The following is a 16974-nucleotide window of genomic DNA, read 5'->3' on the forward strand; positions in this document are numbered from 1 at the left end:
TTTATCTAAGTATTAAATACGCAACAATAGCGGCAATTATGACGGCCCACCCTAAATATTCAATATAGTCTTTTAGTTTTGCTTCCATTGGTGGGCCGCCATATTTCATGAATGCCGCGACCAAAAAAAAGCGCATACCACGTCCAATAGTCGATGCGATTACAAAGGGAAAAAACGCCATGGCTAGCGCACCAGCACTAATAGTGAATATTTTGTAGGGGATAGGTGAAAATCCCGCAATAAACACAACCCACACGCCATACTTGGCAAACCAAGCTTCTGCTAGAGCGAGTTTTTCAGCGTAACCCCATTGCTCAATTAGTGGTGCAAGCCAAGACTCAAACGCAAAATAACCCAGTGCATACCCAATAATACCACCAATAACTGATGCTATTGTACAGACTAGCGCAAAGCGCCATGCTTTGTGAGTTTGGCCTAATACCATTGGTGCTAGCATGACATCAGGCGGGATAGGAAAAAAGGTACTTTCTGCACAGCTTAGCCCTGCTAAATACTTTTCTGCATGTCGATGTTTCGCCCAACGCAAACAAGTGTCATAAAGGGGCGTAAATATTTTCATAACACTTCTCCAGAGACCAAGGGCACAAAGTTAACTTGCTCAATCACCTGTTCGTTAACTTGTTCATCTATTTTATCCATACACATTAAACGTTGCTCCGTATCACCTATTGGTATCACTAATCTTCCACCGTCGGCCAATTGCTCTAGTAGGGCTTGCGGCATTTTCGATGCTGCAGCTGTCACAATAATTGCATCAAATGGACTTTTGCTCGCCCACCCTAACCAGCCATCAGAATGTTTCATTTTGACATTATGTAAATCTAATTGGTTCATTCTTCTTTTGGCTTGAAACTGCAGCGTTTTTATTCGCTCGACTGAACATACTTGGTCAAAAATACTGGCTAAAATCGCAGTTTGATAGCCCGAACCCGTGCCAATTTCCAATACTCGCGAATCTTTACCTACTTTTTCTAACAATAACTCGGTCATTCTTGCTACGGTATAAGGCTGAGAAATAGTCTGACGTTGACCAATAGGTAGTGCCGTATTTTCAAAAGCTTGATGAGTTAACGAAGCGGGCACGAAAAGCGCGCGAGGCGTATTGGCGATAGTTTCTAGAACTAAACTATTCTTTATGCCTTTTTCAGCTAAAAGTTGTGCAAGTTGAGCGCCGCTTCTTGTTTTCATGCTATTTCTCTAGCCATGGTTTTATTCGAGCAATTTGCTGATGGACAGTCATATCGGTTGACAATGGGCTAACCGAGCAATAACCCTCTGCTACGGCATGAAAGTCGGTGCCAGGTCCACCGTCCTGTTCATTGCCAAGTTTTCCGTACCAGTATATTTTTTTTCCAAAAGGGTCTGTACTTTGTACCATTGTTTCAGCTTTATGCCTATTGCCACAGCGAGTTGTTTTAATACCGTTTATTTTATCAAGGGGCAAATTGGGTACATTAAGATTGAGTATTTGTTTTGCTTCTAGTGGGTGTTCGATGATTTTATTTATTAATTGGCATGTCATAACAGCTGCGCTTGAGAATTCGTAATGCTGTTCAGCTCGTTTGTCGGCACATAAAGATACAGCAATAGCGGGCAAGCCCAAATGCCGTCCTTCTAACGCCGCTGCCACTGTGCCTGAATAAATGGTGTCGTCGCCTAAATTTGGGCCATCATTAATACCAGAAACCACTAAATCAAAAATATCGAAGGTGCCACTGTTAATCCCCAGTTGCACACAATCCGAAGGCGTACCATTTACAGCGTAAAATCCATTTTCAGCTTGGGTCATTCGCAAAGGCTGGTGCAAAGACAACGCATTACTCATGCCACTGCAATTGCGATCTGGCGCAATTACTACAACGTCGTGGGATTGACTTAAATGTTGATACATTACTGCAATGCCTTTTGCAAAAACACCGTCATCATTGCTCAGTAAAATTCGCATTTTATTGAATGTCCTTTCAGAAATATCCACAAGTTATTATTGCTAGTTTGTATATCGCGCGCGTATTCTAAACTTTTGGTGGCGCAATACCAACATCAATGTCTACAATTTCTCGCAATACTGACGTGGCGAAGCTTCCACTAGGGAGTGAAAAACGTAAAATCAGATCATTATCTTCAATCTCATAAGCCAAATTTTCCGGAAATATGAACGCAGGTCGACGTTGTTGTTTTAAACCTAAACTGGCTAAATGTTCACAGATATCAGGAAATGTAGCACTTATTTGTTGTTCTCGTTCAAGCGCTGCGGATGTGCTGTCGAGTTTGCCTTCTCCCCACATTGGGCCACTAAACAAAACGTCGCGTTCACTTAATCGCTTTATCAATTGTTCATTTTGCGCTTGTTGTTGTGAACTTGTCCCTATCAATTCATGCACAAAAAAACTATTTGAGCCTTTTAAAATAAACACATCGCCACTTAGTACCTTAAAGCCCGCGTTTTGTAATCGTTCACTGACAAAATAATTAAAAAGCCAGCTACGTAAGGCAGAAATTGCCATGGAACGTTTGTTTCTGTTTCTTATTGCTTCGCCCTGCATAAGCTTTTCTGCAAGTTGCAAATTACCACCTAGTTCTACGCTTCCATCGGTTTTTATTCGTTCACCAAAGCGTTGATTACCAAAGTAGTTTGGCACACCATTTCTATTTATGTCTTGTAAGCGTTGTTGCAATTGAGTTTCGTTTAAATCACTAATGTTACGTAAGCGAATTTCAAAGGCGTTAGCTTTTATGGTGCCTAAACGGAGTTTACGTTGATTTTTTGTTTGCTTTAGAATTTGCAGTCCAACTAGCGAGAAATTATCCCAGTCAACACGTTCTTTTTTACCAAAGTAAACGCCAAACCATTGTTGCGTGCTAGCAAATTTATCTTTGCGTCCAGCGTAACTAACATTTCGTAATGGCAATTTTGCGAACTTAGCCATTTCTTCGGCGACAAACGCAGTGTTTAGCCCTTCTTTTTCAATAAATAGGAAGTCATGTTCACCTTCGCCGTTGGGTTCAAAAGTGAGTTTTTCTACTACTTTAAAGTCTTTTAGCTGTGCTTTGATATTAGCTTTGAAAAGCGGGCCATTGTGCAAATATCGCCAAGCATTTGGTTGTAGACCTAGCATTGTTGTATTAACACAACAGCATGGGTTTCGATACCCTCTTGTCTACCTACAAAGCCAAGCTTTTCGGTGGTGGTTGCTTTTACGCTTACGGTTGATATATCCACTTCAAGGGCGGCTGAAAGTAAATTCCTCATCTCTATTATGTGAGGAGCCAATTTGGGTACTTGAGCGGCAATAGTAATATCTGCGTTGCTCAGTTCATAACCCTTCTCTTTAACTAGGTTGTATACGTGTTTTAGCAAGGCCAATGAGTCTGCACCTGCATAGGCCGAATCAGTATCGGGAAAATGCTTGCCAATATCACCTAAAGCAAGAGCACCAAGCAAAGCGTCGCACAAAGCATGGGTAGCAACATCGCCATCAGAATGAGCAATAAGTCCACAATGATGGTCAATTTTAACACCACACAAAGTAATTGGTCCCTCACCACCTAATTTATGCACATCGTAGCCGTGGCCAATTCTAATCATATCGTTTTTTCCTTATCAGCAAGATAGTATGTGGCTAGCGATAGGTCACTTGGGTGTGTGACTTTGATATTTTTCGACGTGCCCAATACTAGTCTAACACTTGCTCCGCTATGTTCCATTGCCGATGCTTCATCGGTAATATTCAGTCCTTTTTTTTGTGCGCTAATAATTGCCGAATATAAGTCTTGCAGTTTAAACATTTGAGGCGTTTGAGCTTGCCATAGCTTCTCTCTGTTTATCGTTTTATCGATAAGCGAATTTTCAGCCTTAGCTTGTTTTATTGTGTCGGCAACAGGAATTGCCAATATACCACCTACGTCATTTTCGCATACTTCAATCAACTGCGAAATAGACGTATGGTCAATGCAAGGCCGCGCAGCATCATGCACTAAAACATATTGATTTTCGTTCGTTTTATTAGACATTTGGTTTAGATGTTTTAAACCAGACAACACAGAGTCTACGCGTTCATCGCCCCCAATAATTGTGGTAATTAATTCATGTTGAGCAATTGGCAATTTGTGAAAAATGTCGTCTTTGGGATGCAAAACCACAACAATTTGACTAATTCGTGAATGTGATAAAAATACGTCAAGTGTATGTTCTAAAATGGTTTTGCCATTTATCTCGATATATTGCTTAGCTTGTTTAGCGCCCATACGTGCGCCTATACCCGCAGCAAGGATAATTAATGGAAAAGTAGCTGGTAGAAGCATTTTACAGACTCGCTAAAGGGTGTTTTTAGCACTATTGTTTGGGCAGGATACGATAAAAAGTTTCGCCTTCTTTTATTAAACCCAATTCGTAGCGCGCTCGTTCTTCCATAGACTCAATACCTAACTGCAAATCGTTGATGTCTGCTTGTAAGAGTTGATTACGCTGTTTTAAGCTAGCGTTTTGTTCTTCTAAAGCAGTAATTTGAGTTTGCATTTGGTTAAAATCGGCGATGCTGTTTTTGCCAAACCACAATCGTGCTTGCAAAGCACATAACAATGCCAACAATATTAAGGGGATCCATTTATTCTTCATAAGCACCTGCTATGGGTTGTATTATGGAGCGATTCTTGACCAAACTATAACACATTTTGGGCTTAGGTATGCAATAGTGCTACAGCCATTTTAGCCTTTATAAATTGCTTAATACTTGCCATATAGCCTTTATTGCTATCCAAGAAGTAAATAAAGAGAAGCCAAATATGACGACTAAAATAAGGTTGGATGCCAGTTTGTTTTTATGCTCTTTCATCAAATCGCTTCGATTTGATAAATAAAAGATACAGCCAACTGTAATTGGCAAAATAAACGCATTAAAGGTTTGTGACAATATCATAATGAAAATAGGACGTGCTTCAAATATGGGCACTACCAATCCAAGCAATGAAATAGCGAAGACCATTATTCGAAACTTCGGCAAAGTCATATCTCTTTTGCTACCGTTAAAGTCGCATAACAACCAAGGAAGCATTAGGATGTTTGGAAATTGCGAAGAAACACCTGCGGCAATAAGGCCTATTGCAAATATCGACGTTGCAAAAGCGCCGGCCAAAGGCTCCAAAATGCTCATCATTTGTGAAGCTTTATCTAGGCTGATCCCCTCAATATGCAGCGAGCCTGCCGAAGCAGCCATAATAGAGGCGCTAATAACAAACATTAAGAATACAGAAAAAGCAGCGTCTAGTCGTTGTTTTCGATAATCGTCTAGCGTCCATCCTGCTTCTTTTACTAGGGTTGTTCTAATAATGAAAAGGCCAGAAAATACTGTTGTGCCAATCATTGCCGTGATAATCAATAAAGGGTCTTTGGTACTCAAACTAACATCTGGAATGTTGGGTACTAATCCTTGTAGTAATTGCATAGGTGGTGGCATTAACAAGAAAAAATTAGCCACAAAACATACAGACATTATGGCGACGATCACTGCCAAACTTCGTTCAAAAAACTGGGTTTTACCTTGCCAAAAAATATAGTAAACCAAAGATACAAAAAATATCGCAAAGTATAGTGGGTCGATGCCTTCTTCAAAAATTAACTTAGACCATTCATAGCAAATATCGGCCACTATGCCCATTACGCCCATCACACTGCCACACACACCTGTGGTAAGGGCAACTATGAAAAAAATACTTACGCCAGGATGAATATGCTTACGAAATGCTTGTAGGGCGGTTTCGCCGGTAACGATAGTAAAACGACCATATAAATTGATCATAAAAAAGGTGCATAAACACGACACCACAATAGTCCATAGCAATGACATGCCATAATCTGCACCCGCTTTAGCCATTGAGGTAACACTGCCAGTGCCAATATTAAAGCCCAATAAAAATAAGCCTGGTAAAATTAGCGCCAGCAACTGACTGCCTTTTTGTTTCCATCCTTTTTGAGCTTGCATAATTAACCTTTTTTATTGTTTCACTATTTGGATATTATGTATTTGTGTCAGCGGGATAGCATTCAAGAATGGCTAGCTTACCACTGCTTTGATAACAAAAATCGACTATACCCGCTGGCAGGAAAAACGTTTCCCACTGTTTTAGTTCAATTGTTTGTCCATCAAAAATTATACTACCTGAGCCTTCACTAACAATCCCGATAAAGAAACCCTTTTCGTGACGCTCAAAACGTTCACTCACATTGGCACGTTTTACTTTAAAGCAATCGGTTTTGTTCGCTCCAATGAGCTCTTCCAATAAATTTCCGTGAGTATCTTGATGCAATATTTTTGGCTCACAACGAAACTCTTTATCTATATTTTTTTGCAGCACTGGTTCAAAATTAAATACATCTAATGCTGTTTCAATCCCTCGGTTCATAAAACGAGCCGCCTCTGGAATAACATAACCGCAGCGCTCGAATTCAAATCGTACCGCCCAATCGGAGGGCTCCATAATTTCAAGCATTAGGATCCCCTCACCAAGTGCGTGCGGTCGGCCACCGGGGAGTAAAAACACATCTCCGGGTTTTACTGGGATTTTATCGAAACAGGCTTCTATCGCCTCAATGTTTTGTGTTTCAATCCATTGTTTTAGTTGTTCACGTGACGGCGAGCGTTGAAAACCAGCATAAATATAGGGTTCAGTTACGTCTTCACGAATCGCCAGAATAACATAAGCTTCGGTTTTGCCGCGGTTGGAGTTAAGTCGTTGCTGGGCAAACTCGCGTGTTGGATGAGCTTGAAAGTGAAGGCGTGTTGCACTGTCGAGAAATTTAACTAAGGGTATATCGTCTAAAGCGGTATGGTTGTTGTCAACTTTGCCCAAGTAGAATTCAGGATTGCTAAGTAATACATCATTAAATAAAACGCGTTCACCTTGTTCATTTTCAACTGTCGCTAAACCTTCTTGAATATGTTCTCGTCCAATATTTTTAGCAGCGACCGTTGAGCCAATCCAATCTTCAGGAAAACTTGAGTCTTTGGCTGGATCAATGCCTGCTATTTGATCAAGTAGCTTGCCACCTTGGTAGGTTCGCCAAACTCTATTTTGAGTGAATTTAATTAGTTTTTGCATAGTTTTTGGATGCTTTCAGCCTTCGTTTTTGCTCGACTTGGGGTAGGCGACTACTTCCTCTAAAATATTATTAAAGCTCTTAATGCCGCCAATTATTGATGCCTTAAGAGAGTCATATGATTTTTGGTGTCGTCTTTTTATCATAAAAGCCTAACAATAATCTTTTGCTGTAACTAGGATTTTTTGTTGGATAAACTCATATAAATATTATTGGGCGTAGTTTATTGCTCAAAAATTAACACTAAGGTAGAAATATCGAGCAAGAATATATATTGTACGCGCATATCTGTTACCCGCCATATTAATGAGCGTTTTTAGAGGCAAATGTTAATGCTTATTGCAAAGAATTTAGCTACCAATTCTATGTTTAGACAAAAAATTCGGAATTATTATCGAATCGATGAAGCCCAAGCATTAGAACATATATTACCCGAAGCAGAAGTGAGTATGCGAGCGCGCAGCAGGGCTTGGGAGCGTGCACGTAATATGGTGCTAACCATTCGTAATGATCAAGAAAGCCATGGCGGAGTAGATGCCTTACTACATGAATATTCCTTATCTACGGAAGAAGGCATTGTGCTTATGTGCCTCGCAGAAGCGCTACTGAGGATACCTGATAAGCGCACGCAAGAAGCGCTTATTCGCGATAAATTATCAAAAGGACAATGGTCATCGCATTTAGGTAACAGCGACTCACTATTTGTTAACGCGTCGGCGTGGGGCCTAATGTTTACAGGCAATATGGTTAACTATGCCAACGAGCGTAAAAAGTCACAGTTTGGGTTGCTCAAAAAGACCATGGGCCGCATGGGTGAACCGGTTATTCGAAAAGCAATGAATATTGCCATGAAGGTCATGGGCAAACAGTTTGTAATGGGCGAAACCATAGAAGATGCCGTTAAGCGCGCCCAAGACAAAGAAAAAATTGGTTATGTTTATTCTTACGATATGCTCGGAGAAGGGGCCCGCACGGCTAAAGATGCTGCTCGTTATTACCGTTCATATGAAGACGCAATTAAAGTGATAGGTGAGGCCGCTAAAGGCAAAGGGCCGCGGACTAGCCCCGGTATATCAGTAAAGTTGTCAGCCATTCACCCTCGTTACGATTTTTTAAAGCACGAACGAGTTGTGCCTGAAATTAGTCATAAACTTAAGCGTTTATGTTTGCAGGCTAAAAAATATGATATCGGTTTAACCGTTGATGCTGAAGAATCAGAGCGCTTAGATATTTCTTTAGACGTTATTGAACGGGTATTTAGCGACCCAGAGTTGGCCGATTGGAATGGTTTTGGCTTAGCGGTACAAGCCTATCAAAAACGCGCTATTTTTGTGATTGAATGGATTCGAGAACTCACCCTAAATACTAACAAAAAACTCATGCTTCGTTTAGTGAAAGGCGCATACTGGGATACCGAAATTAAACATACTCAACAGGGCGGTTTTGAACACTTTCCTGTATTTACTCGCAAAGCTTCTACTGACGTATCTTATCATGCCTGTGCAAATCGCTTACTGGCATATCGAGACAGTATTTACCCACAATTTGCGACTCACAATGCCTATACTGCGTCAGTTATTTTAGAATTAGCAGGCGACGACAAAGAAGGTTTTGAGTTTCAGTGTTTACACGGAATGGGTGATACGCTATACGATCAAATTGTTAAAAATGACAAAATACAATGCCGCATATATGCACCTGTGGGTCATCATGAAGACTTGTTAGCTTACTTGGTAAGACGTTTGCTAGAAAACGGGGCTAATTCGTCTTTTGTAAATGCAATAGTTGATCATACTAAAGAGGTTGAAGAATTACTGACTGATCCAGTTGAACATACCCAGCGTTTGGCTAACCGTCAAAATACACAAATCACTATGCCTAAGGATATGTTTGGTGATAGTCGCACTAACTCTAAAGGCTTTGATCTTTATGACATTAATAAGCTAAATGACTTGTCTAGTGGCGTAAAAAGATGGTTTGCGAGGCAACAAAAAGCGCTGCAAAGTGTTGAGAGTCAACAGCCTGATTTTGTTGTTAAAAACCCATCCAACCTGAATGAGATAATTGGGCATCATCATTTTGACGATGAGCAAGCCATGCTCAGTAAACTCGAAAAGGCCGAAAAGGCATTTGCATCTTGGTCACAAACACCGGTCGCTGAACGTGCTGCTCTGCTTATACGCACAGCAGATATACTCGAAAGACACATGGATGAGTTGATTGGTTTATGCATTAAAGAGGCGGGTAAAATTACCCAAGATGGCATTGATGAAGTAAGAGAAGCTGTCGATTTTTGCAGATATTATGCGGTTGAAGCTGAAAAAATCGATCCTGAAAATCGCTTAGCACCGAGGGGCGTAATATTGTGCATTAGTCCTTGGAATTTTCCACTCGCTATATTTTTAGGGCAAGTAGCTGCTGCACTTGTCACCGGTAATGCGGTTATCGCTAAACCTGCAGAGCAAACTAGTTTAATTGCGCAAAGGGCGATTGCTTTAATGCAACTAGTTGGTTTGCCTGAAGATGCCATTCAATTGGTCATAGCAAAAGGCCCCGAAGTTGGCAGAGTGATTTTGCCCGACGAACGAATTCAAGGCGTAATGTTCACAGGGTCAACTCAAACAGGTACCTTAATTTCGCAAATACTGGCAGAACGCGCTTCGACGCAAGTGCCACTCATTGCCGAAACCGGGGGTCAAAACTGCATGATAGTCGATTCGACTGCGCTACCTGAGCAAGTGGTCGACGACGTAATTATGTCTGGCTTTAAAAGTGCAGGGCAACGTTGTTCAGCATTAAGAGTTTTGTTCTTACAAGAAGAAATCGCCGACAGCGTGATCGAAATGATCAAGGGCGCAATGAAGGAGCTGAGTGTAGGAGACCCTCAATGGCTGACTACTGATGTTGGGCCAGTTATTGACAAAAAAGCGTTAAATAACTTAAACGAACACAAAGAATATATGCAAAGCCTTGGGCAAACATTATTTGAGTGTGAATTACCAGACGAAGCAACAGAAGGGACATTTTTTGCACCAGTTTTATATGAAATTGAAGATATTAGCGTGCTTAAAAAAGAAGTATTTGGTCCTTGTGTGCATGTGGTCAGGTTTAAAGGTAAAGAACTAACCTCAGTTATAGACAAAGTCAATGACACCGGTTTTGGTCTCACAATGGGTATTCATACACGTATCGAGGAACGAGCTTACGAATGTGCGAAACTCTCTCGCGCTGGCAATATTTACATTAACCGTAATATGATAGGTGCAATTGTAGGCGTGCAACCCTTTGGGGGTAGAGGGCTCTCAGGGACTGGGCCTAAAGCGGGTGGTCCAAATTATTTACCGCGTTTAATGATGGAAAAAGTCACTCCTGATTTTGGTGAGCTAAGTGACGAATTTGCCGATGACCACGCGTTGGCGAGTGACAATATGGCAGAGCAAGAAGTCAACGAAATGTTGCTAAATGCCATTAGTGTGACACACGAATGGCGTTTAACCAGCTTAACATCAAGATTATCTGCTGTTAGGCAATTGTTAGCTAAAATTGCGACTGTTGATATAGTCGATGACCTTGCAGAAGACTTAAATCAAACTCTTGCCAGTGCGCGTTCTCAGCTTATTGCGATTGAAAAACGCTTAAAAAAGCCACTAGAACTGCCGGGGCCTACAGGTGAATCAAATACCCTTCATTTAGAGCCAAGAGGAGTACTTGTTACCTTCGCTGACAAAGAAGTAACCTTTGAATATTGGACACTTTCTATTGTGACCGCGTTGGCAACGGGCAATACAGTCATAGCGGTAGTGTCGGATTTATTTTACGAGGAAGCCCTTGCATTCAAGGATAAATTTGAGAGTACGGGGCAAAGTAAAGGAGTCTTTCAAGTGGCTCGTTTGAAGCACTTAGAGGCATTACTCGAGCATAAAGATATAGCTGGCATGGTGGTTGACAGTAATACTTCTCGTACTGCCCGATTTGTGCAAAAGATGGCAATGAGGCAAGGTGCCATTTTGCCGGTAATCACTGCAGAACATAACGACAACATGATCCAGCGTTTATTAACAGAAAAAACCATTAGTATCGATACGACTGCGTCGGGTGGCAATACTTCGCTAATGACATTGACAGAAGACGACGATTAAAGCAATTATGGCGGGCTAATTACATTAGCCCGCTTCTAGATTGACTTCTGCGACGCCCAGTCAAACCCATAATATAGCCGATAATAATGGCGATAACAGCCAGTATGCTCCCGCGCGTAAACCATTGCATATTGTTTGAACGTTCGCGTTTTTCTATTGATTCGTTAAGTCGCGCAATTTCTTCTAAATGTTCCGTCACTTTACGATTAAGTTCGTTAGCTTGCTCCTTGGCACTTTTAGCTCTTTCTTGAGCGGCTAAGGTGTCCAATTTCATAGCTTCAATCAGCGTTTTATTTTCTTCTAGTACGGTTTGCAACTGATCAACTTGCATTTTAAATGAGGGCTCACCAGTAACAAATTTACTTTCTATCCAACCTGTACGCTGTCGGTTGTCTATAATTTCAGTATAGTCACTATCTACTTGCAATACTTGTATGCGCGTACCTGCATTTACTGAGCCTAAGAGCCTATATTGAGTGCCAGGTCCCGAGCGCATGTATGTGAACAGGTTGCTCGACACGTACCGAAAATCACCATCTTGGTCATTGGGTTCGTCCTCAAAGCCTTCGCTTTGATCTTGCACTAATGCGAAGGCATTGTTTGGCACCATCGCCGTACACAGTGCTAGCACTATTAAAAACATAAAGGTCATAAATTCGAAATTATTTGTTGTCATTGAAGAGACATTCATAATGTGGTCTGCGCGAATATTTTTAAGCATGGTAATCTTATGTTAATTAAATAACAAGCAACTGAATGTGCTATAGTTTTCTAATCAAACTTTTTAAAAAATGCGGTTTTATGGAAATTGAATTAAAACTGGTTTGTACCCAAGATGCTCTAGGTCTATTTGAGTCTAAAATGCTTGATATTTTTGCTAGTGAAAATATTAGCGTTAGTCGTCAACATGCACATTTATATAATGAGTATTATGATACCCCTGAACTGTTTTTAGGCTCGCGGAAAATTGGATTTAGAGTTCGTGCTAAAGACAATCAATACGAACAGACGATCAAAACACGAGGGCAAGTAGAGGGTGGTTTGCATCAGCGCCCTGAATACAATATACCACTTTCAGATAACAAGCCCGACTTGAGTAAGTTTAACCCAGAGATTTGGCCGCAAGACTTTGATTTGCAGTATATTAATGAGTCAATAGAGAGTCTTTTTTCTACTGACTTTGAGCGAACCACTTTCGAGTTAACCCATAAAGATTACAAAATGGAAGTGGTGTTTGATTTAGGTGAAGTAAAACATAGGCAAAATAGTTTACCCATTTGTGAGATTGAATTAGAACTTGTTGAAGGTGACAAACGGCATTTGTTTAACGTTGCAGAGTTAATGGTAAATTATATTCCTTGTCGATTAAGTGATGTCACAAAAGCAGCTCGGGGCTATCAGCTCTATCAAGGTAATATCCTTGAATTAAAGCGACTACCAAAATATTTGCCGCTTACTGGTGATGACAGCACTGAAGAAGCGTTTTGTAAACTCTTGCAAATGTGTTTGAAACGTTGGCAATATAACCAATATGTTTATGCAGAGCAGCTTAGCTTAAAAGTACTTCAAGAAATTAGAAACGATATTCAATATATTTTGCAAGGTGTCGCACTATTTTTACCTGTTTTACAATGCCAAGAATTACTGACCTTACATAAACTCTTACTCAAGTTATCGCAAGCTTGGGCTTGGCAAGAGCAACTGCAGGGCCTGCGCGACTTGCGCTCTAAAAAAGGGCCATTTAGTAAGCGCATTCCCAAAAATCAGAACTTAATGAATTATTTACTCGGGCGCAGAGAAGGCTTATTAAATGCTTATAAACCTCTGGATCTAAACTTATCTTCTTTGAGTGCTAAAGTACAATTGAGCGCTTCTAGAGTGTTGCTTGAAAAGCCATGGCGCAATGAAAATTCGGGTGCAAATATTGCGGTAAAAAAACACGCCAGCGGCTGGCTTTCGCAGTCTTGGCAAACTATGTTGCAGTCGATGTCGCGCCACACTAGCCTTGATGATAAACAGTACTTGGCACTAGAGGTTATGCTACGACAAGCCTTGATCAACGGCTTTATTTTGGCAGACTTATTTACTGAGAGTCGAGGCCAGTTCCGAGCACCATGGCAAGATCTACACACAGGTATTCAAGAGTTAAAAGCATTGCGTTTGTTGCGCGATTCTTTAGATGATATTCCTGACGAAGACAGAGCCGATTTAGCCAATTGGATTGAAGACAAAACTCATAGTGTAATTAAAGTTATGGAACAAACCCGAAAAGTCGCGATGGATGCAGAGATTTATTGGTAAATTCTGTTCAGTATTTGAACTTTCTAGGTAATCCGGATTACTAAGTTTCTATTCGTGAGTCATTGCTCAATTGGCAGATACGTTTTCATGTTAAAGATAAGTATAATTTTCTGTGTCTTACTTTCCGTACATTTCGTTACTGAGCCTAAACAAGTGCCGGTAACATTATGGGAAGACGTCAAGGTGCAAGTAGGCAGTGTAGGCGAACATTACTTTGATCGCTCAATCATGGTTTTTCCCTATGATGAGAAGCAAAAAGCCCCTACATTTTTATCTTTTCAATCAATTGAAGGAAACGCGACCCATCAGTCTCTAGTGAACGGTTATGACGTGCTCTTTATCAAAGGGCATTTGCAGACAGATTTAATTATTGACTTGCAGCCGGAAGTCGTTATTGCCGGAGATGTTTTTGAAAATACCCTTATTAATGCGAATGGTATAGCTACTATTTTTATTGGTGGTGACTTCAATGGCACTATAAGATCGTCAGGCACAATTAAGTTAGTGGTCCAAGGTGACTTTAACGGTACACTTGTTACAGGCCATCCTAGCGCTTCTATCCATGTTTCGGGTGACTTATTTGGCGATATTCAGACACCCCAAAATAAAGGAGCACTACTTTATATTAGTGTAGAAGGGCAAATTACAAAGCAAAAAGTGGATGAAATATTTGACTCAAACTTTACAAAGGCGGAAATAAGAACAAGGCATAGTGATATGGTAAAAGGCATATATCGCCAACCAGAGAAAAACGGTTTGTTGGTAGTGAAGCATTAGTGAGGCATTGGTGAAACAATAGTTCAGTATTAGCGAGGCAATAAAAAGCCCTCGAAAAGTTACATTGCGAGGGCTGATATGATTTAGTTAATTATTAAGACTTACTTTTGATCTGGCGGTAGACAAATAACAAGATTAGCGCACCCACAACCGCAGTTGCCATGCTACCTAAGCTAAAAGATCCTACTTCACCCAGTCCAAGAAATGAACCTACAAAACCGCCAACAAAAGCGCCTGCTATGCCCAATAAAGTGGTTAAAATAAAGCCGCCGCCGTCTTTACCTGGCATAATCCATTTTGCGATGATGCCTGCAATTAGTCCCAATACTATCCAAGAAATAATACCCATGACTTCTCCTTTTATTATTCTTTAATTATTATATTTTTTCGTCCTGGAGCACCGATTATTGTATGCCCAGATAAGTTAGCTTTTCAGTTTAGAAGAGTAAAGTCAAGCCAGTTAATATTTGTGCATCTACTTGTGCATTGCCATAAATGACTTGACCATCAAGGCGTTCGCAAAGTAGTCTGGTAATATCAAATAGTTAGCACACATTTTAAGCTTTATCAGCATTATTCATGTGACAAATGCTTTACTTATCCCAAACTGGGATTAATTAAAAAAGGTCGAACACTATAATGCGAGTGCCAACTACAAGTCCTTTATCAGCCTTACGTAAAAGTGTTTTTTGGCCACCATTCACGCTTCTGTTTATAGCCGTTATTTTTAGTTTTTATGACGTTGAGCAATTTCTATTGGTGATGACAGGCATAAATGACTGGATTTTAAAGAGTTTTGACTGGTTATTTTCATATGTGACTTTGAGCCTTGTTATGAGCTTAGTCATTGTTTATTTTTCACCTTTGGGTAAAGTGAAAATAGGCGGTGAAAATGCTGAACCTCTGCTATCCAAATGGAAATGGTTTTCTATTGCTTTATGCACTACTTTAGCGACAGGGATTCTGTTTTGGGCAGTAGCTGAGCCTATGTATCATATGTCCTCGCCGCCTGCGTCGCTTGATCTTGTTGCAAACTCTATTGAAACGCGTGACTTTACCATGGCCACCATGTTTATGCATTGGTCGATTTCACCCTATGCGATTTATTGTGTGCCCTCCTTAGTTTTTGCTCTCTGTTATTACAACTTAAACAAAGCATACACAATCAGTAGTTTTCTTGTGCCAACAATAGGGCAAACAGCGGCCACAAAAGGCGCCAGTGTAATAGATGCCATAGCATTGTTTGCCTTGGTAGCGGGTATGGCTTCTTCTTTAGGCACGGGTATTTTGGTGTTAAGCGGTGGGGTCGAAGCTCAACTAGGTTGGCAAAATGGAAAGTTGATGATGGCGGGCGTAGCTACTCTGATTGTACTAACATTCGTGTTTTCTGCTGTTAGTGGCTTGCATAAAGGTATTGCACGTTTATCGAGCTTAAATGCGAAAATCTTTTTGTTTTTTTGCATCTTTGTTTTTGTGTTTGGCCCAACCCTATTTATTTTAAACGTTGGTTATAACGGAGTAGTTGAATATGCATCGAGCTTTATGCAAAGAAGTACTAACACTTTGACACATGCAAGTGATAATTGGGCAAGGGAATGGACGGTTTTCTATTTTGCAAATTGGTACGCTTGGGCGCCAATTGCGGCCTTATTTTTGGGGCGCATTGCTAAAGGATATACGGTTAGACAATTTATAGCGGTGAACTTAATTTTACCTTCGTGCTGTGCCATTTTATGGATGTCTACCTTTTCAGGCTCAGCGATTTATTTCGACAATGTATTACAAGGTGCGCTGCAACAATCACTTACAAGTAATGGACCAGAATCCCTCATTTATATGCTGTTTGAGAACTTACCACTAAGCTCAGTAATGGCCATTTTACTTATTGTGATCACCTTTATTTCGTTTGTGACCGCTGCTGACTCAAATACCGATGCAATGAGCCGCCTATGTACGTCGTCTGACTCTTTGTCAGAAGAGTCAGAACAAACAAGTATGAAGCTTAAATTCGTTTGGGGAATAACGATTGGTATTATCGCTTGGGTAATGATTAGTTTTGCAAGCCTCGACGGTATTCGTATGATGAATAGTTTGGGTGGCTTGCCTGCGCTCTTGATCATTATGATCAGCAATATCAGTCTATTTATATTGCTACGGCGAGTTATCAAAGGTGGTTCTTTATAGGTGGTTAAGGTCTTGAGTACTTACATTTTCTGCAGACATTGCATAATCCATTGTTTGAGTTGAGGTTCTCGTAGTGCGCCTGAAATACGGTCGAGCTCTTCGCCTTTGTGGAAAAATATCAGAGTAGGAATAGACCTAATACCGGCTTTTGCTGCCACATGTTGCGCTGACTGGGTATCGACTTTTGCAAACAAGATACCGTCTGATTCAAGCGCCACAGATTCGAATGTAGGCGCCATTTGCTTGCAGGGACCACACCAATCGGCCCAAAAATCGACAATTACAGGCAAGTCATTATTTTCGATATATTTGAAAAAATTGTTATCGCTTAATTCAGCAGGAACTCCTGCATATACAGGGTTACCACATTTTCCGCATTTTGCATTTGTATGGCTCTTATCATCGGGTATTCTGTTGGTCGTAGCGCAAGATTGACAAACGATATGCATAATAATTCTG

At 40.7% G+C, this 16974-nt stretch carries 16 protein-coding genes; 4 read left to right on the forward strand and 12 right to left on the reverse strand.

What is annotated here, in order from left to right; translation table 11 throughout:
• Nucleotide 1 precedes the first annotated feature (1 nt).
• The 9 genes from RM552_RS00350 to RM552_RS00390 all read right to left on the reverse strand — a co-directional run bounded on the left by RM552_RS00350 (nt 2) and on the right by RM552_RS00390 (nt 7116).
• Nucleotides 2-580: a YqaA family protein gene (locus RM552_RS00350; RefSeq protein WP_311366810.1), complete on the reverse strand. Its 579-nt coding sequence runs from the start codon at nt 578-580 to the stop codon at nt 2-4.
• Complete coding sequence (locus tag RM552_RS00355) at nt 577-1209, reverse strand: protein-L-isoaspartate(D-aspartate) O-methyltransferase (protein ID WP_311366811.1); 633 nt, start codon at nt 1207-1209, stop codon at nt 577-579. The genes RM552_RS00350 and RM552_RS00355 overlap by 4 nt, the downstream gene beginning before the upstream one ends.
• A gap of 1 nt (nt 1210) precedes the next feature.
• A complete protein-coding gene (surE, locus tag RM552_RS00360; protein WP_311366812.1) occupies nt 1211-1966 on the reverse strand; it encodes a 5'/3'-nucleotidase SurE in 756 nt (251 codons plus the stop codon).
• Between the two features lie 67 nt (nt 1967-2033).
• Entirely contained in the window at nt 2034-3137 is a 1104-nt protein-coding gene (gene truD, locus RM552_RS00365; RefSeq protein ID WP_311366813.1) for a tRNA pseudouridine(13) synthase TruD, read from the reverse strand.
• Nucleotides 3131-3607: a 2-C-methyl-D-erythritol 2,4-cyclodiphosphate synthase gene (ispF, locus tag RM552_RS00370; protein WP_311366814.1), complete on the reverse strand. Its 477-nt coding sequence runs from the start codon at nt 3605-3607 to the stop codon at nt 3131-3133. The genes truD and ispF overlap by 7 nt, the downstream gene beginning before the upstream one ends.
• Entirely contained in the window at nt 3604-4323 is a 720-nt protein-coding gene (ispD, locus tag RM552_RS00375) for a 2-C-methyl-D-erythritol 4-phosphate cytidylyltransferase (protein ID WP_311366815.1), read from the reverse strand. Before ispD ends, ispF begins: the two co-directional genes overlap by 4 nt.
• Before the next feature lie 31 nt (nt 4324-4354).
• Complete coding sequence (gene ftsB, locus RM552_RS00380) at nt 4355-4636, reverse strand: cell division protein FtsB (RefSeq protein WP_311366816.1); 282 nt, start codon at nt 4634-4636, stop codon at nt 4355-4357.
• A 97-nt stretch (nt 4637-4733) separates the two neighbouring features.
• Nucleotides 4734-5999: an Nramp family divalent metal transporter gene (locus RM552_RS00385; protein WP_311366817.1), complete on the reverse strand. Its 1266-nt coding sequence runs from the start codon at nt 5997-5999 to the stop codon at nt 4734-4736.
• A gap of 34 nt (nt 6000-6033) precedes the next feature.
• On the reverse strand, nt 6034-7116 hold the full coding sequence (locus RM552_RS00390) for a class I mannose-6-phosphate isomerase (RefSeq protein ID WP_311366818.1): 1083 nt from the start codon (nt 7114-7116) through the stop codon (nt 6034-6036).
• A 330-nt stretch (nt 7117-7446) separates the two neighbouring features.
• On the opposite strand from RM552_RS00390, the gene putA reads away from it, so the two are divergent.
• Entirely contained in the window at nt 7447-11253 is a 3807-nt protein-coding gene (gene putA / locus RM552_RS00395) for a bifunctional proline dehydrogenase/L-glutamate gamma-semialdehyde dehydrogenase PutA (protein ID WP_311366819.1), read from the forward strand.
• Between the two features lie 19 nt (nt 11254-11272).
• On the opposite strand, the gene RM552_RS00400 is transcribed toward putA, so the two are convergent.
• The gene (locus RM552_RS00400) at nt 11273-11974 is read right to left on the reverse strand and encodes a TIGR04211 family SH3 domain-containing protein (protein ID WP_311366820.1); all 702 of its coding nucleotides are present in this window, start codon (nt 11972-11974) and stop codon (nt 11273-11275) included.
• An 80-nt stretch (nt 11975-12054) separates the two neighbouring features.
• Between RM552_RS00400 and RM552_RS00405 the strand changes: the two genes are divergently transcribed.
• A complete protein-coding gene (locus RM552_RS00405; RefSeq protein WP_311366821.1) occupies nt 12055-13554 on the forward strand; it encodes a CYTH domain-containing protein in 1500 nt (499 codons plus the stop codon).
• Between the two features lie 87 nt (nt 13555-13641).
• The gene (locus RM552_RS00410) at nt 13642-14331 is read left to right on the forward strand and encodes a hypothetical protein (protein WP_311366822.1); all 690 of its coding nucleotides are present in this window, start codon (nt 13642-13644) and stop codon (nt 14329-14331) included.
• Between the two features lie 94 nt (nt 14332-14425).
• Here RM552_RS00410 and RM552_RS00415 read toward each other — a convergent pair whose 3' ends face one another.
• On the reverse strand, nt 14426-14680 hold the full coding sequence (locus RM552_RS00415; protein ID WP_311366823.1) for a GlsB/YeaQ/YmgE family stress response membrane protein: 255 nt from the start codon (nt 14678-14680) through the stop codon (nt 14426-14428).
• 290 nt (nt 14681-14970) lie between these two features.
• Here RM552_RS00415 and RM552_RS00420 point away from each other — a divergent pair, with 290 nt between their 5' ends.
• Nucleotides 14971-16515 carry a BCCT family transporter gene (locus RM552_RS00420; protein ID WP_311366824.1) on the forward strand — a complete coding sequence of 515 codons (1545 nt, stop codon included), beginning with the start codon at nt 14971-14973 and terminating at the stop codon, nt 16513-16515.
• Between the two features lie 20 nt (nt 16516-16535).
• On the opposite strand, the gene trxC is transcribed toward RM552_RS00420, so the two are convergent.
• Nucleotides 16536-16964 carry a thioredoxin TrxC gene (gene trxC, locus RM552_RS00425; protein WP_311366825.1) on the reverse strand — a complete coding sequence of 143 codons (429 nt, stop codon included), beginning with the start codon at nt 16962-16964 and terminating at the stop codon, nt 16536-16538.
• Nucleotides 16965-16974: the final 10 nt, after the last annotated feature.

The sequence above is a fragment of the Glaciecola petra genome (assembly GCF_031846345.1).
Taxonomy (GTDB): domain Bacteria; phylum Pseudomonadota; class Gammaproteobacteria; order Enterobacterales; family Alteromonadaceae; genus Glaciecola; species Glaciecola petra.